Origin of the sequence: Halopseudomonas xinjiangensis (assembly GCF_900104945.1) — a bacterium.
Taxonomy (GTDB): domain Bacteria; phylum Pseudomonadota; class Gammaproteobacteria; order Pseudomonadales; family Pseudomonadaceae; genus Halopseudomonas; species Halopseudomonas xinjiangensis.
In genome coordinates, this window is record NZ_LT629736.1 from 696,613 (window position 1) to 716,667 (window position 20,055).

The window sequence follows — 20,055 nt, forward strand, 5'->3', positions numbered from 1 at the left end:
ACAAGGTAATCGACACAGATGGCCATCAAACATCCGGTTCAGGTTATCGCGGTCACCGGCGGTAAGGGCGGGATCGGCAAAACCAACGTTTCGGTCAACCTCAGCCTGGCACTGGCTGACCTGGGCCGTCGCGTTGTACTGCTTGATGCCGACCTTGGCCTGGCCAACGTCGACGTCCTGCTCGGTATCAAACCCAAGGCAACGCTCGCCGACGTGCTGGAAGGCACCTGCGATCTGCGCGACGTGCTGATCACCGGCCCGGGCGGAATCCGCATCGTTCCGGCCGCCTCGGGCGCCGCGAAAATGGTCAACCTCAACCCGCAGCAGCATGCGGGATTGATCCAGGCATTCAGCGACATCGGCGACAATCTTGACGTGCTCATCGTCGACACCGCCGCGGGGATCGGTGATTCGGTCGTCAGCTTCGTGCGCGCGGCTCAGGAAGTACTGGTCGTTGTCTGCGACGAGCCGACCTCGATCACCGATGCTTACGCGCTGATCAAATTGCTCAACCGCGATTACGGCATGACTCGTTTCCGCGTGCTCGCCAACATGGTGAATACGCCGCAGGAAGGCCGTACGGTGTTTGCTAAACTGACCAAAGTGACAGACCGCTTCCTGGATGTCGCGCTGCAGTACGTCGGCGCGGTGCCCTTCGACGAAGCGGTGCGCAAGGCAGTCCAGAAGCAGCGTGCGGTGTATGACGCATTCCCGCGCAGCAAGGCTTCCATCGCCATCCGTGGCATTGCGCAAAAAGTGGATTCCTGGCCCCTGCCTGCCAACCCACGTGGGCACCTGGAGTTCTTTGTCGAACGTCTGGTGCAGCAGACAGGGTCGGGGCTATGAACGCATCGGCCAGTGGAGTACGCATGTATACCCGCGCCCAAAGTTCTGCCGAATATCAGGATCGTCTTGTCGAGCAATTCGCTCCCCTGGTCAAACGTATCGCCTATCACCTGCTGGGCAGGTTGCCGTCGAGCGTTCAGGTCGAGGATCTGATGCAGGCCGGCATGATCGGTCTGCTCGAAGCGTCAAAAAAATTCGATCACGGTAAAGGTGCAAGCTTCGAGACCTACGCTGGCATCCGCATCCGCGGAGCCATGCTCGACGAGGTGCGCAAGGGTGACTGGGCTCCGCGCTCAGTCCACCGCAACACACGTATGGTCAGCGACGCAGTACGTGCCGTTGAAGGTCGTTTGGGCCGTGACGCTAAAGATCACGAGATCGCTGCCGAACTCAATATGAGTCTCGACGATTATTACTCGATTCTCAACGATACCAGCGGCAGCAAACTGTTCAGTTTCGAGGATCTGCTCGAATCGGGCGGGGAGGCCGACGCGCACGCCGATCACGAGCCCTACGGCGGGCTTCAGGACGAGCGATTCCGGTCGGCGCTGGTCCAGGCTATCGATGGCCTGCCCGAGCGGGAGCGGTTGCTGTTATCGCTGTATTACGACGAAGAACTGAATCTCAAGGAAATCGGTGCCGTCCTCGGCGTCAGCGAGTCCCGTGTGAGCCAGTTGCACAGTCAGTGCGCGGCACGCCTGCGGGCGCGTCTGGCAGACTGGCGCAACGATTGATTTTATCGCCAGCATCCGGACAATGCCCGGGTAGCCAGCACACCGCAACAACGACAAGGCTGGCAAGGCCATTAGCATCTGATTAGCGAGTGCGAACCTGCACTTTCCCTGGTTTGTACGGAGGTCGACTTGGACAAGAACATGAAGATCCTCATCGTTGATGATTTTTCGACGATGAGACGTATTATCAAGAACCTGCTGCGCGACCTGGGGTTCACCAACACGGCCGAGGCCGATGATGGCAATACCGCCTTGCCGATGCTGCAGAGCGGTGGTTTCGACTTTCTGGTTACCGACTGGAACATGCCGGGCATGAGCGGCATCGACCTGCTTCGGGCCGTGCGCGCCGACGACCGTCTCAAGCATCTTCCGGTGCTGATGGTTACCGCCGAAGCCAAGCGCGACCAGATCATCGAGGCCGCACAAGCCGGCGTGAACGGCTATGTGGTCAAACCGTTCACCGCGCAGGCGCTGAAGGAAAAGATCGAAAAGATTTTCGAGCGAGTCCAGGCAAAGTAATCCGGGGTACAGGTTATGGCTTTAAGCAAGGATCCCGGCCAGGCGACTGCTCAGGAATTTGAACACTCTCTCAAGGATAACGCGCGGCAACTGGTCGAGTTTCTCGAAAAAGGCCAGTTCGGCGAAGCCATCCTCGTCATCCACGCCATCAATCAGGCGCGCGATCGTGGGCTTTACCACGAAGTCGGGCAACTGACTCGTGCGCTGCACAACTCCATCGTGAATTTCCAGATCGACACATCTCACGCGCTGGGTGACAGCGGCGAAGTGTCAAAGATATCCGATGCGTCCGATCGGCTCGACTATGTCGTCAAGCTGACCGACAAGGCGGCCAACCGCACCATGGATCTGGTGGAAAGTAGCGCACCTATCGTCTCGGATCTTGGTCAGGAAGCGTCCGCGCTCAAGGCTGACTGGGATCGTCTGCAGCGCCGCGAAATGGCCGCCACCGAATTCCGCGACCTGTACAGGCGGATTGGCGAGTTTCTCGAAAAGACCGAGAAATCCAGTGCACAGGTGTCCTCGCATCTTAACGACATCCTCATCGCGCAGGATTATCAGGATCTCACCGGACAGGTGATCAAGCGTGTCACCGCGCTGGTTCATGATGTCGAGGAAAGCCTGGTCAATCTGGTGCGTATGGCTGGTCAGGTCGACCGCCTCGCGGGTATCGATCATGCCGAGCCCAAGCGTGAGGAGAAAAAAACCTCGGACAGGGGTGAAGGTCCGCAGATTCATGCCGATATAAGAGAAGACGTGGTTTCTGGACAAGACGAAGTTGATGATCTTCTGTCCAGCCTTGGCTTCTAGGGGAGTGGGTGCATGAGTTTCGACGCGGATGAAGAGATCCTCCAGGACTTCCTGGTGGAAGCCGGAGAGATCCTCGAATTATTGTCCGAGCAGTTGGTGGAGCTGGAAAACCGTCCCGAGGATACGGACCTGCTCAACGCCATCTTTCGCGGTTTCCATACCGTCAAGGGCGGGGCCGGATTCCTCCAGCTCGATGCTCTGGTCGCCTGCTGCCATATCGCCGAGAACGTCTTCGACATCCTTCGCAAGGGTGAGCGTCAGGTCACCTCGGAACTGATGGACGTGGTGTTGCAGGCGCTGGATGCGGTCAACGGGATGTTTGCCGAAGTGCGTGAAGGCGAAGACCCGACGCCGGCTGATCCGGAGCTGCTCGCGGCCTTGTCTGTCCTCGCACAGCCCGCCGGTGAAGAGATTATCGCATCGCCTGTGGTCGCGGCGGTTCCGGCCATGGAGCTGGAAGCTGTTGCAGCTGAAGGCGACGATGCCGACGGCGACATCACCGATGACGAATTCGAACAGTTGCTCGATGCCCTGCATGGTGGTGAGCCTGCTGCTCCCACCCCAGCCAGTCCCGTCTCTGCAGCGACCGGCGAACCCGCCGTTGCTGCTTCCGGGGACGAGATCACCGACGATGAATTCGAGGCGCTGCTCGATCAGTTGCATGGTACGGGCAAGCCGCCGGTCGTGACCGACGCACCCAAAGCGCCCACCCCGGCCGCTCCCGCATCGGCGGGTTCGGACGAAAACATTTCCGACGATGAATTCGAGGCTCTGCTTGATCAACTGCATGGCAACGGTCAGGCCCCTGGCGTCATTGCTGCGAACGCCGCGGCTACGGCTGGCGCTGCACCGGCGAGTGAGCGAAGCGGCGTAGACGACCATATCACCGACGACGAATTCGAAGCGTTGCTCGATCAGTTGCACGGCTCTGGCGCCGCACCGGGCGAAGCAGAGGTTGCGCCGTCGAAGCCCGATGCGCCGGTAGCCAAACAACCGGCCAAGGCCGTGGCGAAACCTGCGCCCAAGCCGGAGCCGCAAAAGGCTGAAGCGTCTGCCGTTTCCGCAGGCAAGTCGGCTGCGCCTGCGCCTGCTGCCGACGCCAACGCAGCCGAGACCACGGTCCGTGTCGACACCGCTCGGCTCGACGAGATCATGAACATGGTCGGCGAGCTGGTGTTGGTGCGTAACCGTCTGGTTCGCCTGGGTGTGGCCAGTGGCGATGAAGAACTCAACAAGGCGGTGAGCAACCTCGACGTGGTCACCGCCGATCTGCAGAGCTCGGTCATGAAGACCCGCATGCAGCCGATCAAGAAGGTATTCGGTCGGTTCCCGCGCGTGGTCCGGGATCTGGCTCGCAGCTTGAAGAAAGAGATCAATCTCGAGCTGATCGGCGAAGAAACCGATCTGGACAAGAACCTCGTCGAAGCGCTGGCCGATCCGCTGGTGCACTTGGTGCGCAACTCGGTCGACCATGGCATCGAGCCGCCTGACGAGCGCGAGATGGCTGGCAAGCCGCGTACCGGCAAGGTCGTGCTGGCTGCCGAGCAGGAAGGCGATCACATTCTGCTCACCATCACTGACGATGGCCGTGGCATGGATCCTGAGGTCCTGCGCGCCAAGGCGGTCGAGAAGGGCATGATGGAAAAGGAAGCCGCCGAACGTCTCAGTGACACCGAGTGCTTCAACCTGATCCTGGCGCCGGGCTTCTCGACCAAGACCGAGATTTCCGACGTGTCCGGCCGCGGTGTAGGCATGGACGTGGTCAAGACCAAGATCTCCCAGCTCAACGGCACGATCAATATCGAGTCGACCAAGGGCCAGGGCTCGCGCATCGCGATCAAGGTGCCGCTGACCCTGGCGATCATGCCGACCCTGATGGTGATGCTGGCCAACCAGGCCTTTGCGCTGCCGCTGGTCAGCGTAAACGAGATTTACAGCCTGGATCTGTCGCGTACCAACGTCGTCGATGGCCAGGAAGTGATCATTGTCCGCGACAAGGCATTGCCGCTGTTTTATCTCAAGCGCTGGCTCATGGCCGGCGCAGAGGACACCACCGACCGCTCGGCAGCGAGCGTGGTGATCGTATCGGTGGGTACCCAGCGAGTCGGCTTCGTCGTCGATCAGCTGGTTGGTCAGGAAGAAGTGGTGATCAAACCGCTAGGTCGCATGCTGCAAGGCACGGCAGGGATGTCCGGCGCCACCATTACCGGTGATGGACGCATCGCGCTCATCCTCGATATACCCAGCCTGCTCAAGCGCTACGCGCGTCGCGGCTGACGCCAGCCGAAAGGCTTTCAGGAGATAGTGATGGCGGTCAAGGTTCTGGTGGTGGACGACTCGGGCTTCTTTCGCCGCCGGGTCGCGGAAATCCTTGGCGGGGACAAGCAGATCCAGGTCGTCGGCACCGCGTCCAATGGACAGGAGGCGGTCGACCAGACCCTGGCACTGCGACCGGACGTGGTCACCATGGACTATGAGATGCCGGTGATGGATGGCATCACCGCAGTGCGCCAGATCATGCAGCGCTGCCCGACGCCGGTGTTGATGTTTTCCTCTCTGACATACGAAGGCGCACGGGTCAGTCTCGATGCACTGGACGCCGGCGCGGCCGACTATCTGCCGAAAAACTTCGAAGACATTTCGCGCAACCCGGACAAGGTCCGTCAGCTGCTATGCGAGCGAGTGCATGCGCTGGCACGTTCAAACCGCACGTCGCTCGGTCTGAGCGCACCCAGCCACTCGGTCCCCACCGCGCCGTCATCGCCCGTCAATAGCCGGGCAGGCGGCGCGACCAGTCTGTTCGACCGTCAGGCAACCCCTGCACCCACCGCGCCGAGGGCGGGCAATAGTCCGCCGCCGCGTAAGCGTCAGTACAAGCTGGTGGCGATCGGCACCTCGACGGGCGGTCCGGTTGCGCTGCAGAAGGTGCTCACCCAGCTTCCGGCGAACTTTCCCGCTCCGTTGTTGCTTGTGCAGCACATGCCGGCCGCGTTCACCAAAGCCTTTGCCGAGCGTCTCGACAAGCTCTGCCGCATCAGCGTCAAGGAAGCCGAGGACGGCGACACGCTGCGCCCTGGCGTGGCGCTGTTGGCGCCGGGCGGCAAGCAGATGATGGTCGATGGCCGCGGGGTAGTGCGGATTCTGCCGGGCGACGAGCGACTCAACTACAAGCCCTGTGTGGACGTGACGTTCGGCTCCGCTGCCAAAACCTTCCAGGACAAGGTGTTGGCCGTCGTGCTGACCGGTATGGGAGCGGACGGCCGCGAGGGCGCGCGTATGCTCAAGCAAGCCGGTAGCTGCGTCTGGGCTCAGGACGAAGCCAGCTGCGTTATCTACGGCATGCCGATGGCGGTAGCCAAGGCCAATCTGGCCGATGGTGTCTATAGCCTGGATGACATCGGCCGCTTTCTGTCAGAGCTCAGCTGATGGACATCCTCAGCATCATCGGCGTCATCCTCGCCTTTGTTGCAATCCTCGGTGGCAACTATCTCGAAGGCGGTCACGCCGGCGCGCTGCTCAATGGGCCGGCTGCCGTAATCGTCATCGGCGGAACGCTCGGAGCTGCGTTCATTCAGACGCCCTTGCCGGTGTTCAAACGTTCCCTGGTGATTCTTCGCTGGATCATCCTGCCTCCGCCCAATCGCCTGCGCGAAGGCATTGCCCAGGTGATCAACTGGAGCACCGTAGCGCGCAAGGAAGGATTGCTGGGGCTGGAAAGCATAGCCGATACCGAAGCGGATCCGTTCGCTCGCAAAGGGCTGCAGTTGCTTGTCGATGGCAGCGAGCCTGAGGCTCTGCGCAGTATTCTCGAAGTGGATATGGTCACCCGCGAAAACCATGATCTGGCTGCCGCGAAGGTATTCGAGAGCATGGGCGGCTACTCGCCTACCATCGGCATCATTGGCGCGGTAATGGGGTTGATCCATGTCATGGGCAACCTGGCAGATCCCTCCTTGCTCGGTCGTGGCATCGCAGTCGCTTTCGTTGCGACCATCTATGGCGTGGCACTGGCAAACCTGTTCCTGTTGCCCGTCGCCAACAAGCTCAAGGCGGTGGTCATGCAGCAATCCTGCTATCGCGAGATGCTGCTCGAAGGGTTGATGTCGATTGCAGAGGGCGAAAACCCTCGTTCCATCGAGATGAAGCTCGAAGGCTTCCTGGACTAGAGGTGCAATGCATGTCGTTGTCCTTGCCCAATGCAGCGAAGCGGGAGGTGCGCTAATGCGCCGTCGTCAGCATCAGGAACACGAGAATCACGAGCGCTGGCTGGTGTCCTACGCCGATTTCATCACGTTGTTGTTCGCCTTTTTCGTGGTGATGTATTCGATCTCCTCGGTCAACGAGGGTAAGTACAAGGTGCTGTCCGATACCTTGGTCGGCGTGTTCAACGAGCCGCAGAGAGCCACTTCTCCCATTCCGATCGGCGATCAGCTGCCCAGTGGTAGCGGTCAGCTGGACGGCGCCGAGGGCGCAAGCACCGCCAGTGCAGGCGAGGCGAACGACCCGTTGCAGGACATCACCGCGGCCATGCAGGCGGCCTTCGGCGAGCTGATCCAGGCCGGGGATCTGGAGATCCGCGGTAACGAGCTGTGGATTGAAATCGAGCTCAACTCCGGCTTGCTTTTCCCCAGTGGGGATGCGCTGCCAAGCGATACGGCTTTTGGTCTGCTGGACCGTATCGCCGGCATCCTCTCGCCTTACCAGAACCCGATCCACGTCGAAGGGTTCACGGACAACATTCCCATCAAGTCACGTGCGTATCCAACCAACTGGGAGCTGTCCGCTGCCCGGGCAGCGACCGTGGTGCGAATGCTGGCCAACGGTGGTGTCGATCCGAGTCGATTGGCAGCGGTCGGCTATGGAGAATTTCGCCCGGTGGCCGATAACACCACTGTGGCAGGCCGCCGGGCGAACCGGCGGGTGGTATTGCTGGTGTCGCGGTTTCTCGACCACCGTCACCAGCCGTTCACCGCTAGCGCGCAGAATGTGGACGATATGCGCCGCGCACGCGATGCGACCGGCACGGCCGAGGCGAATTAGGTGGCACGGATTCTGCACTGGTTGCGTAATTGAGCCTCCTTGCCGAAGGAACGCTGGACGCATGGCGCTGCATCAGCCTTGCCGCGGCAATGTGTGGTTTTTTCATGGCGCTCCCCTGAAGCGAGTGTCAACAAGTCGTCGTAGTTGAAGCGCGCGGAGAGCGCGCTTCTGGAGGATGGAATGAGAGTCTGGGCCGTATCCAATCAGAAGGGTGGCGTGGGTAAAACCACGAGCGCAGTGGCGCTGGCTGGCCTGTTGGCGGACCAGGGGCAACGTGTGCTGGTGGTCGATCTCGATCCCCACGGCTCCATGACCAGTTACTTCGGCCACGACCCGGACACCCTCACCAAAAGCGTTTTCAATCTGTTCCAGCATCAGGGGCAGGTCCCCGAGGGGCTTGCCGCAGCTTTGTTGCTGGACACATCGCATGAAAACATCCAGCTGATGCCATCGAGCACCTCGCTGGCCACGCTGGAGCGTCAATCGGCCGCCCAGGGCGGTTTCGGCCTGGTGATTTCACGCGCCCTGGCGCAGCTGTGGAACGATTTCGAGTTCGTGATCATCGACAGTCCGCCTTTGCTTGGCGTGTCGATGATCAACGCGCTGGCCGCCTGCGAGCAGCTGATCATTCCGGTGCAGACCGAGTTTCTCGCGCTCAAGGGACTCGAGCGCATGGTTCATACGCTGAACATGGTCAATCGATCACGGAAACAGGCGTTGCCGTACACCATCGTGCCGACCCTGTTCGATCGTCGCACCCAGGCGTCGCTAAGCACCCTGCGTGTATTGCGTCGCGATTACGCGGATCATCTCTGGCAGGCCTACATACCGATCGACACCAAGCTGCGTGACGCCAGTCTCGCCGGGCTGGTACCGTCGCGTCATGAAGCCAACGCACGCGGAGTGCTCGCGTATCGTGCGTTGGTGCGATACCTGCTGGCGCAAGCGCTGCCGGGCAAGGAACAGGTCGCCTAATGCTTCGGCAGCATCAGCCGATAACAGGATTACGTCCCTGCGCCCACCTCGCGCACTCCAACTCAATACGAAGTGGCAATACCCCATGAACAAGCCGGTTTCACTGCAGCAGTACATTCCCGAGCAGACCATCCAGTCCTATCTGGATGCGTTGTTGCAGGACGCCGCCCTGGAGCTGGCGTTCGCCGAGCCCGAGGCCGTAGCAGTCGAGGCGAAAGCGGTGGCTAGCGTTGTCGCCGAGCCGGTTGCCCAGGCGGTAACGACGCAAGCGCGGATAGTCCCCCCGGCACCGGTGCGTGAAAAGGTCGTCGCGCCTGTAGCTCCGCGCATCATTGAGCCGCTAGCAGTCGAGCCGCCACCAGCGCCTCCTGCGGTTGTGGCTACCCCGGCGTGGCGCGAGCAGCCGTTCGAAGCATTGCTGTTCGACGTCGGTGGCCTGACGTTGGCGGTACCACTGGTGTCGCTCGGGACCATCCATACGCTGGAGAGCGAGATCACGCCGCTGTTCGGCCAGCCGGATTGGTTCCTGGGTATTCTGCCGACCCAGACAGGCAACCTGAAGGTGCTGGATACCGCGCGCTGGGTGATGCCGGAGCGCTACCAGAGCGAGCTCAAGGATGGATTGAAGTTCGTCATCTCCGTGGAAGGTTATGACTGGGGGATGGCGGTGCATGGAGTAAGCAAGTCGATCCGGCTTGCGCCGGAGCAGATCAAGTGGCGCTCGCAGCAGGGCAAGCGGCCCTGGCTGGCCGGTACCGTGATCGAACATATGTGCGCGCTGCTCGACGTTTCCGCGTTGGCGACGCTGATTGTCAGCGGTGCTGCGAACGAACTGCAGGCACCACGGCCCGCTGCCGGTAAACCGGTGGCAAAGGCACCGCGCCGGCATTAGGATGAACACAATTGAGCCCGGTGCAGCAGGCGGCCGGGTCGCTTAACTAAGATCGGGAACCATAGTATGAAAGACAATACCGCACAGAGCGCTGAAGATCCGATCCTGCAATGGGTGACCTTCCGCCTGGATAACGAAACCTACGGCATCAACGTGATGCAGGTTCAGGAAGTGCTGCGCCATAGCGAGATCGCCCCGGTCCCCGGTGCGCCGGCTTACGTGCTCGGCATCATTAACCTGCGTGGCAATGTCGTCACCGTCATCGATACCCGTCAGCGCTTCGGTCTGAGCCCGGCACCGATTACCGATAACACGCGGATCGTGATCATCGAGGCCGACAAGCAGGTCATCGGTATCCTGGTCGACAGCGTCGCCGAGGTGGTGTATCTCCGCCAGTCGGAAATCGAGACTGCGCCGAACGTGGGCACCGACGAGTCTGCCAAATTCATCCAGGGCGTATGCAACAAGAACAATGAACTACTTATCCTCGTCGATCTTGAAAAGATGATGAACGAGGATGAGTGGGCCGAACTGCAGGGCTTCTGATCGGATGGATCAGCCCTGGCTGGTTCTGGTGCTAGGCCTCGGACTGGGCTTGCTGATAGCAGGCCTGGTGGGGCTTGCGCTGGCCTGTCGTAGGCTGGGTAGCCGTCTGACGGAAATGGACGCGGCGCATCGCGAGCGGATCGACACCCTCACGCGGGATATCGCCGGCTACCAGCAGGGGACCATCCGCATGGGTGAGGAGCTCGTTGCGCTGCGCGAACAGCTCCGGCGAATGGAAGACAAGCAGCAACGCATCGAACAACACGACCCGCAGTCGATGCCCTACAATCAGGCCGCGCGCCTGGTTGGCATGGGTGCCAGTCTCGAAGATCTGACCCAGTCCTGCGGCCTCTCGAAGGCCGAAGCAGAGCTGGTGATGAAGATGTACGCCGCGCGCAAACCTTGATCCGCACCCTTCCAGCTGGGGCTCCTACAGCGCGGAGCGAAGGGCTTCGTAGATTCTTCTTCGCGGTCGTCCTGGGCGGCCCCGCCCGCTCTGGGGCGAGGCGGCGACTCGGCATTAATCATCGATTGCATCGTCATCGGGCGGTATGAACCCCACCGGTGCCTTACCTTTCAAATACCAGGCGAAGGCGATGATCTCGGCAATCGTGCGGTAGAGCTCTTCGGGAATCTGGTCGCCAAGCTCCATTCTTGCCAGCATCTTTGCCAGGTCGGCGTTCTGGTAGATCGGCACTTCATATTCCATTGCCAGCTGGATGATCTGCTCAGCGAGGTCGCCTTCGCCCTTGGCGGTGACGGTTGGTGCCTGCTCGCCGTCGTAGAGCAGCGCGATGGCCTCACGTTTTTCGCTCATCAGGTGACCTCGTCGACCCAGCGTCGCTGTACCGCTTGCCGCGGCTCGGGGGGCGTGCCTTGGTGACAACTGATCTCACCTACTTCCAATCCCTTGGCCAGCAACCTGTCGCGCAGTTCGCCTACTTCGCGGTCGAGCAGGCTCAGCGTGTCGGAACGGTCGGTCCAGAATTCGCTGCTAACCCGTCCCTTATACAGTCGCGCAATGCTCTGCAATGCCCCCAGCGGGCCGAGATTGAAAGCCAGGCGCACCTCCCATTTGGGTGTCGGTTCGGGCTGCTTGCGCGTCGGAGCGGGGTCGTCCCGCTGAATACGAGCCTGCACATGTGAAAACTGCTGTCCGTCTCGTAGCGGTAAATCCATCTGCCACACCGTCTGGCTGCTGCCATCGGCGAAGGTCTGACTCTGCCCCAGACTCTGAAACTGTTGATGCTGGATGCGCGACAACAGGGCAGCGGTCAGACGCAGCAAGCTGCCCAGGTCGCTCGCTTCGCCTAGTGCCTGCAAGGCACGGCTGGGAAGGGGAAACAAGCCGGGTTTGGCGGTTGCCTGCTGCTGCCAGGGCCCGGTGGGTAAACCGAGTGCCTTGAGGCTGTCTGGCGGCAGCTGCTGTTGCAGCACCATCAACAGGGTAATGAGGGTCGCTTTCATGTCCGCGCCAGGTAGGGGCTCGACGCCAGGCGGTGTGGCCAGCGTCGCTAGCAAGGGCAGGATCTTGTTGAGCGGTAGGGCGGCGGAACCCGTCTGCGTCGCGTCGCCCATGGAGCCGGGCGAACTGCCAGCCGGTCGCGCCTTCAATGCCTCCGTCAACATGGCGAGGTTGTTCTCCAGGAACAGCCCGCTCTGTTTGACCGCCTGCTGCACGCCGGCTTCGCTGCTCAGCTGGGCAACGCTGGCAACGTGCATCAATACTTGCCGGATGATTGGCTGAAGCGATTGCGGCGCCTGGCCCGGTCCGGGTGAGGCCAGCCGATCGAGCAGCGCCATGAGCGCCTCCGGTGATGCCTGCCGCTGGAAGCTGTCGCGCAGGCCCAGGGTCACGGCTAGTTGACGCTGCTGCTCGACGACCGCCGGCACTCGCAATTCGCCGCGCTCGGTCACCTGAGCGGTGAGGACGCTGCCCGGCTCGAGGGGGCGCACACTCTGGAGGCTGAGCAATGCGCCGGTTGATGGGCCCTCAATGATTCGGGCCACTACCGCGTATTGGGTGACCCCCTGTTGCAGCAGCGGCTGCTGGGTGAGGATGCGAGCTTGCAACTGCGCATCCGGCGGAAAGCGTGACGGATCCAGCCGGGTAAGTAGCGAAGCCTCTGCCGAGGCAACCGTGGCGCCGGCAGCGAGCACGGCCAGCAGGCGCGTCTGATTGACCGCCTGAACGACAAGTTGAGTCCCTTCCGCGACTGGCTGTCGACTGGTCACCGCGACGTCTGCCGGCGGTAGCCCGTTGCCGCGGGCGATTCTCAGCAGGAGCTCGAACTGGCCGGCCTGGGCGGTGGAGCGGACCACCTCGGCCGGTGCCGATTGCCCGGGCGCAAGCACCGCTGCGTCAATCGGACGCAGCAACTGCAAGGCGAGCGCAGCGGCGTCCGCAGGGCGCGCGGAGGACGCGGAGCCAGGCGTGCTGGCGGCTGGAGGCAAGCGAAAATCGGAGGTCATATCGCCACATGTTGATATAAATCAGCAGCCTTGCCACGGGGCCCGTATGTATAATGGCAACCCGTCGAAAGCCGGACCCTGAGAGTATAGCGGCTCGCCACTGCGAATCGTCTATCGCGTCCTGCCGGGGTGGTCCGCCACATTGTGGAGCAATGGTGAAAGCACTGCCGATCGAAGTCGAGAACCTGGCCTGCGAGCGCGACCAGCGGGAGCTGTTTGGCTCCGTCTCCTTCGAGCTTGGCGCCGGTGAGGTGTTGCAGGTGGCTGGCCCGAATGGATCCGGAAAGACCAGTCTGTTGCGTATCCTCGCCGGCCTGTTGGCCCCGGCTGACGGCGAGCTGCGTTACGGCGGGGCTTCGGTACTGGCCGGAGAAGGCCGCGACAACTGGCGGCGCGATCGCTTGTTCATCGGTCACGCTCCGGCAGTCAAGGCGAATCTCACCGCCGAGGAAAATCTTGCCTGGCTCTGTGCATTGAGCCAGCCGTGTTCGAGCGAGGCGATCTGGCGCGCGCTTGCACAGGTAGGCCTGCGCGGATTCGAGGACGTTCCCTGTCACAATCTTTCTGCCGGCCAGCAGCGCCGCGTTGCGCTGGCAAGGCTGTACCTGCAGGCGCACCCGGTCTGGATTCTCGACGAACCCTTCACTGCGATCGACAAGACCGGTGTCGCCGAGCTCGAGGCACATGTTCTGGCTCACGCCGAACGCGGCGGCGTGGTGATTCTGACCACCCACCATAGCCTCGATCATCTGTCCGGTGTGCGGCGACTGGATCTGGAGCGGCTGGCCTGATGCAGCGGATCGTCTGGTTGTTATTTTGCCGTGAATGGCGCCTCGCCTGGCGGCGCCCCGGTGATCTGCTCAATCCGCTGGTGTTCTTCGCCATCGTCATCAGTCTGTTTCCGCTGGCGGTCGGGCCGGAGCCGGCGATGTTGCGCAGCATGGCGCCGGGGGTTATCTGGGTGGCGGCGCTGCTCGCCACGCTGCTGTCGCTGGACGGGCTGTTCCGCAGTGACTACGAAGACGGTTCGCTGGAGCAATGGGTGCTGTCCGAGCATCCGCTCTCGCTGATGGTGCTGGTGAAAGTACTTCACCACTGGTTGGTATCGGGCGTAGCCATGGTCATCCTGGCGCCGTTGCTGGGGTTGATGCTCGCCTTGCCGGCGTCCATTCTGCCGGTGCTCTGTCTGACCCTGCTGCTGGGCACGCCAGTGCTGAGCCTGCTGGGTGCGGTCGGGGCTGCGCTCACTGTCGGGCTTAAGGGCGGCGGATTGTTGCTGGCACTGCTGATCCTGCCGCTGTACATTCCGGTGCTGATTCTGGGTACCGGCGCCATCGAGGCGGCATTGCAAGGCATGCCGGTTACCGGATACGCCCTCTGGCTGGGATGCCTGGCTGTGCTGTCGTTGAGTCTGGCTCCGGTCGCCATCGCTGCCGGCCTGCGCATCGGAGTGAGTGAATGAACGCTGGAGTGAGTAAGCGATGAACTGGAGCTTCTTCCACAAGCTGGGATCGCCCAAGTGGTTCTATGACATCAGCGGGCGCTGGTTGCCGTGGGTCGCCATTGCCGCTGCCGCGCTACTGGCCGTGGGCACCGTATGGGGGTTGTTCTTCGCCCCCATGGATTACCAGCAGGGAAACAGCTTTCGCATCATCTACATTCACGTCCCGGCTGCCTTCGTTGCTCAGTCATGCTACGTCATGCTCGCTGTGGCCGGCGTCGTAGGACTGGTCTGGCGCATGAAACTGGCTGATGTCGCGCTCAAGTGCGCGGCCCCGATCGGCGCCTGGATGACCTTCGTCGCCCTGATCACCGGCTCGATCTGGGGCAAGCCGACCTGGGGAACCTACTGGGAGTGGGACGCGCGCCTGACTTCGATGCTGATCCTGCTGTTCCTGTATTTCGGCATCATTGCACTGGGCCAGGCGATCAGTAGCCGTGACACCTCGGCGAAGGCCACCGCGGTGCTGGCGATCGTCGGGGTCGTGAATATTCCGATCATCAAGTATTCGGTGGAGTGGTGGAATACGCTGCACCAGCCAGCGACCTTCAAGGTCACCGAAAAGCCGGCCATGCCGATCGAGATGTGGTTTCCATTGTTGCTGATGGTGCTCGGCTTCTATGCGCTGTTCACCGTCAGCCTGCTGATGCGCATGCGTGTCGAGACCCTGCGTCGCGAAGGCAAGACCCGCTGGGCACGCGAAGCGCTGGAGAAACTGGCATGAGCAGTCTGGAAGAGATGTTCGCGATGGGTAGCCACGGCCCCTATGTCTGGTCGGCCTACGCCATCACTGCTGCAGTACTTGCGCTGAATGTGGTCCAGCCGTGGCTGGCCAACCGGCGTCTGGTTAACGAAGAGGCGCGTCGTCGTCGCCGGGAGAATCCGTGATGCATCCGCAACGCAAGAAACGTCTGGCTCTCATCCTGCTGTTGCTGGCAGGCGTAGGTATCGCGGTGGCGCTGGCACTGAGCGCTCTGCAGCAGAACATCAACCTGTTTTACACACCCAGCGAGATCGCAGCAGGTCATGCGCCGGAGCAGGCGCGAATCCGCGCCGGTGGTATGGTCGTGGCGGGCAGTGTCGAACGGTCCAGGGAAACCCTGGATGTACGCTTCGCAGTCACCGATGGCAACGAGCAGGTGATCATCGCCTACAGCGGCATCCTGCCTGATCTGTTTCGCGAAGGTCAGGGCATCGTCGCCCTGGGTCGGCTGAACGAAGAACGTGTGCTGGTGGCTGATGAAGTGCTCGCCAAGCACGACGAGGAATACATGCCACCGGAGGTGGCGCAGGCCCTGGAAAAGGTCAAGCACGTCAAGGTCGAAAACGCCCCCGCGGCACCGAACTGAGAGAGAGCGCATGATTCCCGAGCTTGGACAGATTGCCCTGATCATCGCGTTGGTGCTGGCGGTATTGCAGGCCACCGTTCCGCTGTACGGCGCCTGGCGTGGCGATACACTGGCGATGAGCTTCGCCCAGCCTGCGGCGCGTGCGCAGTGCCTGTTCGTGCTGTTCGCCTTCATCTGCCTGACCCAGGCGTTCCTGGTCAACGATTTCAGCGTCACCTACGTGGCACTCAACTCGAACTCGGCGCTGCCCTGGTATTACCGCCTCAGCGCGGTATGGGGCGGACATGAGGGCTCCCTGCTGCTCTGGGGCTTGATCCTCTCTGTCTGGACCTTCGCCGTCACCGTATTCTCACGTGACCTGCCGGAAGAAATGCTCAGCCGTGTATTGGCGGTGATGGGCATGATCAGCGTCGGCTTCCTGCTGTTCATGCTGATGACCTCCAACCCGTTCGACCGTCAGTTGCCGTACTACCCTGCCAATGGAAACGATCTCAACCCATTGCTGCAGGACTTCGGTCTGATCGTCCACCCACCGATGCTGTACATGGGGTACGTCGGCTTCTCCGTCGCCTTCGCCTTTGCCATCGCTGCCTTGCTTGGTGGCCGGCTGGACGCGGCATGGGCGCGCTGGTCGCGGCCTTGGACCATCGTCGCCTGGGCGTTCCTGACCATCGGTATTGTGCTCGGCTCCTGGTGGGCCTATTACGAGCTTGGCTGGGGCGGCTGGTGGTTCTGGGATCCGGTGGAAAACGCCTCGTTCATGCCCTGGCTGGTAGGTACCGCGCTGATTCACTCGCTCGCCGTCACCGAGAAGCGCGGCGTGTTCAAGAGCTGGACGGTGCTGCTGGCGATTGCTGCGTTCTCGCTGAGCCTGCTGGGCACCTTCCTGGTGCGCTCGGGCGTGCTGACCTCCGTGCATGCGTTCGCCACCGATCCGGAGCGGGGTGTGTTCATTCTCGGCTTCCTGTTGCTGGTTGTCGGCGGCTCGCTGCTGCTTTATGCGCTGCGCGCTCCGGTGGTGAAAAGCCAGATCGGTTTCGCCCTGTATTCCCGCGAGACGCTGCTGCTGGTGAACAACATCATCCTGGTGATCGCTGCGCTGATGGTGCTGCTGGGTACCCTTTATCCTCTGATCATGTCGTCTTTCGGCACGCTGGTGTCGGTGGGTCCGCCTTACTTCAATTCACTGTTCTTGCCGCTGATGTCGGTGCTCATGCTGGCGCTGGGCGTGGGTATCGTCAGTCGCTGGAAGGACACCCCGGTGAAGTGGCTGTTCAACCAGGTGAAATGGGTAGCGATCCTGTCGATCATCGGCGCGATCGGCCTGGCCATCTGGATTGGCGACCACTACTTCGCCGTCGGCAGCATGTTGCTGCTGGTGTTCTGGGTCGTCGGCATGAGTGTGCGCGATATCCTCGACAAGACCCGCAACAAGGGCCTGGCCCGCGGCCTGCGAGCATTGCCGCGCAGTTACTGGGGCATGACGCTGGCCCACATTGGCCTGGCCGCCTGTGCTGTCGGCATCGTTGGGGCCAGCTTGTTCGACAACCAGCGCGATTTGCGCATGGCGCCGGGACAGTCGCTCGAACTGGGTGGCTATCGATTCGAGTACGATCACCCATCGCACCGCGAAGGGTCGAACTGGGTCTCGGACAAGGCGATCGTGAACGTTTACCGAGGCGACACACTGATCACTATCATGGAGCCGGAAAAGCGCTTGTACACGGTCCAGAATCAGCTGATGACCGAAGCGGCGATTCACCCTGGGTTCACACGCGATTTGTTCGTCGCCCTGGGTGAACGCCTGGATGGTGATGCCTGGGCCATGCGCGTCCATATCAAGCCATTCGTGCGCTGGGTGTGGGGCGGCGGCCTGCTGATGATGTTTGGCGGTCTGCTCAGCGCAAGCGATAAGCGCTATCGGTTGCGCGCCCGCCAGCGCCAGTCGGCCGAAATGGCGGTAGCGGGGGAGGTGGTCTGATGCGCAAGGTTCTGCTGTTGATACCGTTGGCCATCTTTCTGGTGCTGGCGGGGTTCTTTCTGCACACGCTCTGGAGCAAGAGCCAGCAGGAGGGGCCGGCCAGCTCGTCCATCGAATTGCCCTCGCCGCTGATTGGCAAGCCGTTCCCCGAGTTCAGCCTGCCGAGCGTGGAAGAGGACGGACCCACCATCACCGAAGAAGACCTCAAGGGCCAGCCAGCGCTGGTCAATGTCTGGGCAACCTGGTGCGTGGCCTGCCGTGCTGAACATCCCGTGCTCAACAGGCTGGCGGAGCAGGGTGTGGTAATCCACGGAGTGAACTACAAGGACGACAGCGCAGCCGCTCGCAGCTGGCTGAAGGACTTCCATGATCCCTACCAGCTCGACGTCGCCGATACCGAAGGTCGGCTGGGTATCGACCTGGGCGTGTATGGCGCCCCGGAAACCTATCTGATCGATGCCGAGGGGATCATCCGTTACAAGTTCATCGGCGTGATCGATGATCGCGTGTGGAAAAACAAGCTGGGCCCGCGCTACCAGGCGCTGCTCGATGGTGAACAGCCATGATGCGCTGCCTGTTGGGCATTGCACTGCTCGTCGTGTCTGCGCTCGCGATCGCGGCGATCGATACGTACGAATTCGAATCCGAGGCGCAGCGCCAGCGTTTCTACGAACTCAGCGGCGAGCTGCGCTGCCCCAAATGCCAGAACCAGAATATTGCCGACTCCAACGCACCGATTGCTACCGACATGCGGCGCGAGGTGCATCGTCTGCTTCAGGAAGGCCAGAGCGACGAGGCCATCATCGACTTCATGGTCTCGCGCTACGGCGATTTCGTCCGTTATCGCCCGGGTCTTACCGGTCAGACCATGGTGCTGTGGTTCGCGCCGGTGCTGTTTCTGGTCGTTGGGATAGCGGTTCTGCTGGTTCTGGTACGCCGGCGTCGGCGTGTCCCCGGTGCGCCGACTCGCCATCTGAGCGAAGACGAGCAGCAGCAGCTGCGTGATTTGCTGGACAAGAAGGGTTCGAATGACTGATTTTTGGCTGTTTGCTGCGCTGTTGGTGGTATCAGGTGTCGTTGCGGTTCTGTGGCCTATCTGGCGACACCACCGGCAGGAGCGTGTCGATCGCACGGCCTTGAATGTCGCGTTATACGAAGAGCGCGTTGCCGAGCTGGACGCTCAACGACAGTCTGGTGTGCTGAGTGCCGAGCAACACGAACTGGCCCTGGAAGAAGCCAGCCGTCTCCTGCTCGAGGATACTGCACGGGCGGACAGCCAGCAGCGGGCGACCCGCCGCGGAAACCCATTATGGCTGATCGTTTCCGCGGGACTGCTGCCGGTTGTCGTCGTCGGCTTGTATCTGGTGTGGGGAAACTTCGCCGGCATGGCCTTGCACCGTGACCTGCAGGAAAGTCCGCCGCCGGAAAACGTCGAGGCGTTGATCGAGCGGATGCAGCGCGTGACCAGCGTACAGCCGGAAAGTGGCGAAGCCTGGTTCATGCTGGGCCGCGCCTACATGGCGGCCCAGCAGCCGGGCGACGCTGCGCGTGCCTTCGGCAACAGTCTCGAGCGCCTTGGCGAGCGGCCCGAAGTGTTGGCCCAGTTGGCTCAGGCGCGGTTTTTTGCGGCTGGCAACACACTGGACAACGAAGCGGTCGCGGCCCTGGACAAAGCGCTGGAGCTCGACCCCAGGGAGCCAACAGCCCTCGGCTTGCTGGGCATCGCTGCATTCGAGGCAGGCGATTATTCCGGCGCCATTGGTTATTGGCAGACGCTGCTCGGCGGAATGCAACCGGGTAGTCCGGGCGCGCAGGCGATCCAGGGCGGGATAGATCGAGCTCGCCAACGCATGGGCGAGGTTGCCGGCGAACCAGGTGTAGAGCTGTCAGCTTCGGGAGAACCTTCGACCTTGGAGTCCGGCGAAGAACCAGGTATAGCGGTACGTGTCGAGCTCAGTTCTGAAATTGCCGAAGAATTGAATGATCAGGCCGTGGTGTTCGTCTTTGCGCGGGACCCGTCCGGTCCGCCCATGCCCCTGGTCGCGCGCCGCTTCACCCTGGATCAGCTTCCTGCCGACGTCACCTTGACCTCAAGCGACGCGATGTTGCCGGAGGTCAAACTGCGGGCAGGCCAGCAGGTACAACTGATCGCTCGGGTATCGCCGACTGGCGACCCCATGCAGGGCTCGCATCAAGGCCAGACCGAAGCCGAAGTAGGTGCCGAAGGCAGGGTAACGGTCACCATCGACCAGCCGGTTCGCTGAGGCGACGCCGGCTTCCAGTCTCTTTCCCACATATAAGGCATCTGGTCACGTCGGTTTCTGCTGAGGGAACCGACTGTCGGCCCTCGGCTGGACGCGGTTGAAAACACCACCTACATGTATAACCAT

23 protein-coding genes are annotated in these 20,055 nt (G+C 61.7%); 21 read left to right on the forward strand and 2 right to left on the reverse strand.

From position 1 onward, the window contains the following. Nucleotides 1-18: 18 nt before the first annotated feature. From fleN to BLT85_RS03240, 12 genes are all read left to right on the forward strand, one after another. Nucleotides 19-846, forward strand: a complete 828-nt coding sequence (gene fleN, locus BLT85_RS03185; RefSeq protein WP_093391785.1) for a flagellar synthesis regulator FleN — start codon at nucleotides 19-21, stop codon at nucleotides 844-846. Further along, entirely contained in the window at nucleotides 843-1,580 is a 738-nt protein-coding gene (locus tag BLT85_RS03190; protein WP_231701528.1) for an RNA polymerase sigma factor FliA, read from the forward strand. The genes fleN and BLT85_RS03190 overlap by 4 nt, the downstream gene beginning before the upstream one ends. A gap of 141 nt (nucleotides 1,581-1,721) precedes the next feature. Further along, nucleotides 1,722-2,099 (forward strand): chemotaxis response regulator CheY, encoded by a 378-nt coding sequence (locus BLT85_RS03195; protein ID WP_172829849.1) that lies wholly within the window; start codon nucleotides 1,722-1,724, stop codon nucleotides 2,097-2,099. A gap of 15 nt (nucleotides 2,100-2,114) precedes the next feature. Then, nucleotides 2,115-2,909 (forward strand): protein phosphatase CheZ, encoded by a 795-nt coding sequence (locus BLT85_RS03200; protein ID WP_093391788.1) that lies wholly within the window; start codon nucleotides 2,115-2,117, stop codon nucleotides 2,907-2,909. A gap of 12 nt (nucleotides 2,910-2,921) precedes the next feature. Further along, on the forward strand, nucleotides 2,922-5,186 hold the full coding sequence (locus BLT85_RS03205; RefSeq protein WP_093391789.1) for a chemotaxis protein CheA: 2,265 nt from the start codon (nucleotides 2,922-2,924) through the stop codon (nucleotides 5,184-5,186). A 30-nt stretch (nucleotides 5,187-5,216) separates the two neighbouring features. Continuing rightward, complete coding sequence (locus BLT85_RS03210; protein WP_093391790.1) at nucleotides 5,217-6,335, forward strand: protein-glutamate methylesterase/protein-glutamine glutaminase; 1,119 nt, start codon at nucleotides 5,217-5,219, stop codon at nucleotides 6,333-6,335. Continuing rightward, on the forward strand, nucleotides 6,335-7,075 hold the full coding sequence (locus tag BLT85_RS03215; RefSeq protein WP_093391791.1) for a flagellar motor protein: 741 nt from the start codon (nucleotides 6,335-6,337) through the stop codon (nucleotides 7,073-7,075). Before BLT85_RS03210 ends, BLT85_RS03215 begins: the two co-directional genes overlap by 1 nt. Before the next feature lie 55 nt (nucleotides 7,076-7,130). Further along, nucleotides 7,131-7,949 carry a flagellar motor protein MotD gene (motD, locus tag BLT85_RS03220; RefSeq protein ID WP_231701529.1) on the forward strand — a complete coding sequence of 273 codons (819 nt, stop codon included), beginning with the start codon at nucleotides 7,131-7,133 and terminating at the stop codon, nucleotides 7,947-7,949. 180 nt (nucleotides 7,950-8,129) lie between these two features. After that, nucleotides 8,130-8,924 carry a ParA family protein gene (locus BLT85_RS03225; protein WP_093391793.1) on the forward strand — a complete coding sequence of 265 codons (795 nt, stop codon included), beginning with the start codon at nucleotides 8,130-8,132 and terminating at the stop codon, nucleotides 8,922-8,924. A gap of 85 nt (nucleotides 8,925-9,009) precedes the next feature. Next, complete coding sequence (locus BLT85_RS03230) at nucleotides 9,010-9,816, forward strand: CheW domain-containing protein (protein WP_093391794.1); 807 nt, start codon at nucleotides 9,010-9,012, stop codon at nucleotides 9,814-9,816. Nucleotides 9,817-9,882: 66 nt separating this feature from the next. After that, nucleotides 9,883-10,362 (forward strand): chemotaxis protein CheW, encoded by a 480-nt coding sequence (locus tag BLT85_RS03235; protein WP_093391795.1) that lies wholly within the window; start codon nucleotides 9,883-9,885, stop codon nucleotides 10,360-10,362. 4 nt (nucleotides 10,363-10,366) lie between these two features. Beyond that, nucleotides 10,367-10,768, forward strand: a complete 402-nt coding sequence (locus BLT85_RS03240; RefSeq protein WP_093391796.1) for a DUF2802 domain-containing protein — start codon at nucleotides 10,367-10,369, stop codon at nucleotides 10,766-10,768. Nucleotides 10,769-10,882: 114 nt separating this feature from the next. Here BLT85_RS03240 and BLT85_RS03245 read toward each other — a convergent pair whose 3' ends face one another. Then, nucleotides 10,883-11,179 carry an EscU/YscU/HrcU family type III secretion system export apparatus switch protein gene (locus BLT85_RS03245; RefSeq protein ID WP_093391797.1) on the reverse strand — a complete coding sequence of 99 codons (297 nt, stop codon included), beginning with the start codon at nucleotides 11,177-11,179 and terminating at the stop codon, nucleotides 10,883-10,885. Beyond that, the gene (gene fliK / locus BLT85_RS03250; protein WP_093391798.1) at nucleotides 11,179-12,834 is read right to left on the reverse strand and encodes a flagellar hook-length control protein FliK; all 1,656 of its coding nucleotides are present in this window, start codon (nucleotides 12,832-12,834) and stop codon (nucleotides 11,179-11,181) included. The genes BLT85_RS03245 and fliK overlap by 1 nt, the downstream gene beginning before the upstream one ends. A gap of 152 nt (nucleotides 12,835-12,986) precedes the next feature. Between fliK and ccmA the strand changes: the two genes are divergently transcribed. From ccmA to ccmI, 9 genes are read left to right on the forward strand one after another with little or no spacing between them, the layout of a single operon-like run. Further along, nucleotides 12,987-13,625: a cytochrome c biogenesis heme-transporting ATPase CcmA gene (gene ccmA / locus BLT85_RS03255; protein WP_093391799.1), complete on the forward strand. Its 639-nt coding sequence runs from the start codon at nucleotides 12,987-12,989 to the stop codon at nucleotides 13,623-13,625. Further along, complete coding sequence (ccmB, locus tag BLT85_RS03260) at nucleotides 13,625-14,296, forward strand: heme exporter protein CcmB (RefSeq protein WP_093391800.1); 672 nt, start codon at nucleotides 13,625-13,627, stop codon at nucleotides 14,294-14,296. The genes ccmA and ccmB overlap by 1 nt, the downstream gene beginning before the upstream one ends. A gap of 19 nt (nucleotides 14,297-14,315) precedes the next feature. Further along, nucleotides 14,316-15,059, forward strand: coding sequence for a heme ABC transporter permease (locus BLT85_RS03265; RefSeq protein WP_093391801.1), 744 nt, complete (start codon nucleotides 14,316-14,318; stop codon nucleotides 15,057-15,059). Continuing rightward, on the forward strand, nucleotides 15,056-15,223 hold the full coding sequence (gene ccmD / locus BLT85_RS03270; protein ID WP_093391802.1) for a heme exporter protein CcmD: 168 nt from the start codon (nucleotides 15,056-15,058) through the stop codon (nucleotides 15,221-15,223). The genes BLT85_RS03265 and ccmD overlap by 4 nt, the downstream gene beginning before the upstream one ends. Further along, on the forward strand, nucleotides 15,223-15,684 hold the full coding sequence (ccmE, locus tag BLT85_RS03275) for a cytochrome c maturation protein CcmE (RefSeq protein WP_093391803.1): 462 nt from the start codon (nucleotides 15,223-15,225) through the stop codon (nucleotides 15,682-15,684). Before ccmD ends, ccmE begins: the two co-directional genes overlap by 1 nt. 10 nt (nucleotides 15,685-15,694) lie before the next feature. Further along, complete coding sequence (locus BLT85_RS03280; RefSeq protein ID WP_093391804.1) at nucleotides 15,695-17,665, forward strand: heme lyase CcmF/NrfE family subunit; 1,971 nt, start codon at nucleotides 15,695-15,697, stop codon at nucleotides 17,663-17,665. Beyond that, the gene (locus tag BLT85_RS03285; RefSeq protein ID WP_093391805.1) at nucleotides 17,665-18,231 is read left to right on the forward strand and encodes a DsbE family thiol:disulfide interchange protein; all 567 of its coding nucleotides are present in this window, start codon (nucleotides 17,665-17,667) and stop codon (nucleotides 18,229-18,231) included. The genes BLT85_RS03280 and BLT85_RS03285 overlap by 1 nt, the downstream gene beginning before the upstream one ends. Then, a complete protein-coding gene (locus BLT85_RS03290) occupies nucleotides 18,231-18,701 on the forward strand; it encodes a cytochrome c-type biogenesis protein (RefSeq protein WP_172829850.1) in 471 nt (156 codons plus the stop codon). The genes BLT85_RS03285 and BLT85_RS03290 overlap by 1 nt, the downstream gene beginning before the upstream one ends. Then, nucleotides 18,694-19,929, forward strand: coding sequence for a c-type cytochrome biogenesis protein CcmI (ccmI, locus tag BLT85_RS03295; RefSeq protein ID WP_093391807.1), 1,236 nt, complete (start codon nucleotides 18,694-18,696; stop codon nucleotides 19,927-19,929). Before BLT85_RS03290 ends, ccmI begins: the two co-directional genes overlap by 8 nt. Nucleotides 19,930-20,055 lie beyond the last annotated feature (126 nt).

Bases quoted from the DNA above. Each gene is read 5' to 3' on its own strand.
- BLT85_RS03240 (WP_093391796.1), top strand. From the start codon at position 10,367: ATGGATCAGCCCTGGCTGGTTCTGGTGCTAGGCCTCGGACTGGGCTTG.
- BLT85_RS03205 (WP_093391789.1), top strand. From the start codon at position 2,922: ATGAGTTTCGACGCGGATGAAGAGATCCTCCAGGACTTCCTGGTGGAA.
- BLT85_RS03290 (WP_172829850.1), top strand. From the start codon at position 18,231: ATGCGCTGCCTGTTGGGCATTGCACTGCTCGTCGTGTCTGCGCTCGCG.
- fleN (WP_093391785.1), top strand. From the start codon at position 19: ATGGCCATCAAACATCCGGTTCAGGTTATCGCGGTCACCGGCGGTAAG.
- BLT85_RS03190 (WP_231701528.1), top strand. From the start codon at position 843: ATGAACGCATCGGCCAGTGGAGTACGCATGTATACCCGCGCCCAAAGT.
- BLT85_RS03210 (WP_093391790.1), top strand. From the start codon at position 5,217: ATGGCGGTCAAGGTTCTGGTGGTGGACGACTCGGGCTTCTTTCGCCGC.
- BLT85_RS03280 (WP_093391804.1), top strand. From the start codon at position 15,695: ATGATTCCCGAGCTTGGACAGATTGCCCTGATCATCGCGTTGGTGCTG.
- BLT85_RS03230 (WP_093391794.1), top strand. From the start codon at position 9,010: ATGAACAAGCCGGTTTCACTGCAGCAGTACATTCCCGAGCAGACCATC.
- ccmD (WP_093391802.1), top strand. From the start codon at position 15,056: ATGAGCAGTCTGGAAGAGATGTTCGCGATGGGTAGCCACGGCCCCTAT.
- fliK (WP_093391798.1), bottom strand. From the start codon at position 12,834: ATGACCTCCGATTTTCGCTTGCCTCCAGCCGCCAGCACGCCTGGCTCC.
- ccmA (WP_093391799.1), top strand. From the start codon at position 12,987: ATGGTGAAAGCACTGCCGATCGAAGTCGAGAACCTGGCCTGCGAGCGC.
- BLT85_RS03265 (WP_093391801.1), top strand. From the start codon at position 14,316: ATGAACTGGAGCTTCTTCCACAAGCTGGGATCGCCCAAGTGGTTCTAT.
- BLT85_RS03200 (WP_093391788.1), top strand. From the start codon at position 2,115: ATGGCTTTAAGCAAGGATCCCGGCCAGGCGACTGCTCAGGAATTTGAA.
- BLT85_RS03245 (WP_093391797.1), bottom strand. From the start codon at position 11,179: ATGAGCGAAAAACGTGAGGCCATCGCGCTGCTCTACGACGGCGAGCAG.
- ccmI (WP_093391807.1), top strand. From the start codon at position 18,694: ATGACTGATTTTTGGCTGTTTGCTGCGCTGTTGGTGGTATCAGGTGTC.
- BLT85_RS03195 (WP_172829849.1), top strand. From the start codon at position 1,722: ATGAAGATCCTCATCGTTGATGATTTTTCGACGATGAGACGTATTATC.
- BLT85_RS03225 (WP_093391793.1), top strand. From the start codon at position 8,130: ATGAGAGTCTGGGCCGTATCCAATCAGAAGGGTGGCGTGGGTAAAACC.
- ccmE (WP_093391803.1), top strand. From the start codon at position 15,223: ATGCATCCGCAACGCAAGAAACGTCTGGCTCTCATCCTGCTGTTGCTG.
- BLT85_RS03215 (WP_093391791.1), top strand. From the start codon at position 6,335: ATGGACATCCTCAGCATCATCGGCGTCATCCTCGCCTTTGTTGCAATC.
- ccmB (WP_093391800.1), top strand. From the start codon at position 13,625: ATGCAGCGGATCGTCTGGTTGTTATTTTGCCGTGAATGGCGCCTCGCC.
- BLT85_RS03285 (WP_093391805.1), top strand. From the start codon at position 17,665: ATGCGCAAGGTTCTGCTGTTGATACCGTTGGCCATCTTTCTGGTGCTG.
- motD (WP_231701529.1), top strand. From the start codon at position 7,131: ATGCGCCGTCGTCAGCATCAGGAACACGAGAATCACGAGCGCTGGCTG.
- BLT85_RS03235 (WP_093391795.1), top strand. From the start codon at position 9,883: ATGAAAGACAATACCGCACAGAGCGCTGAAGATCCGATCCTGCAATGG.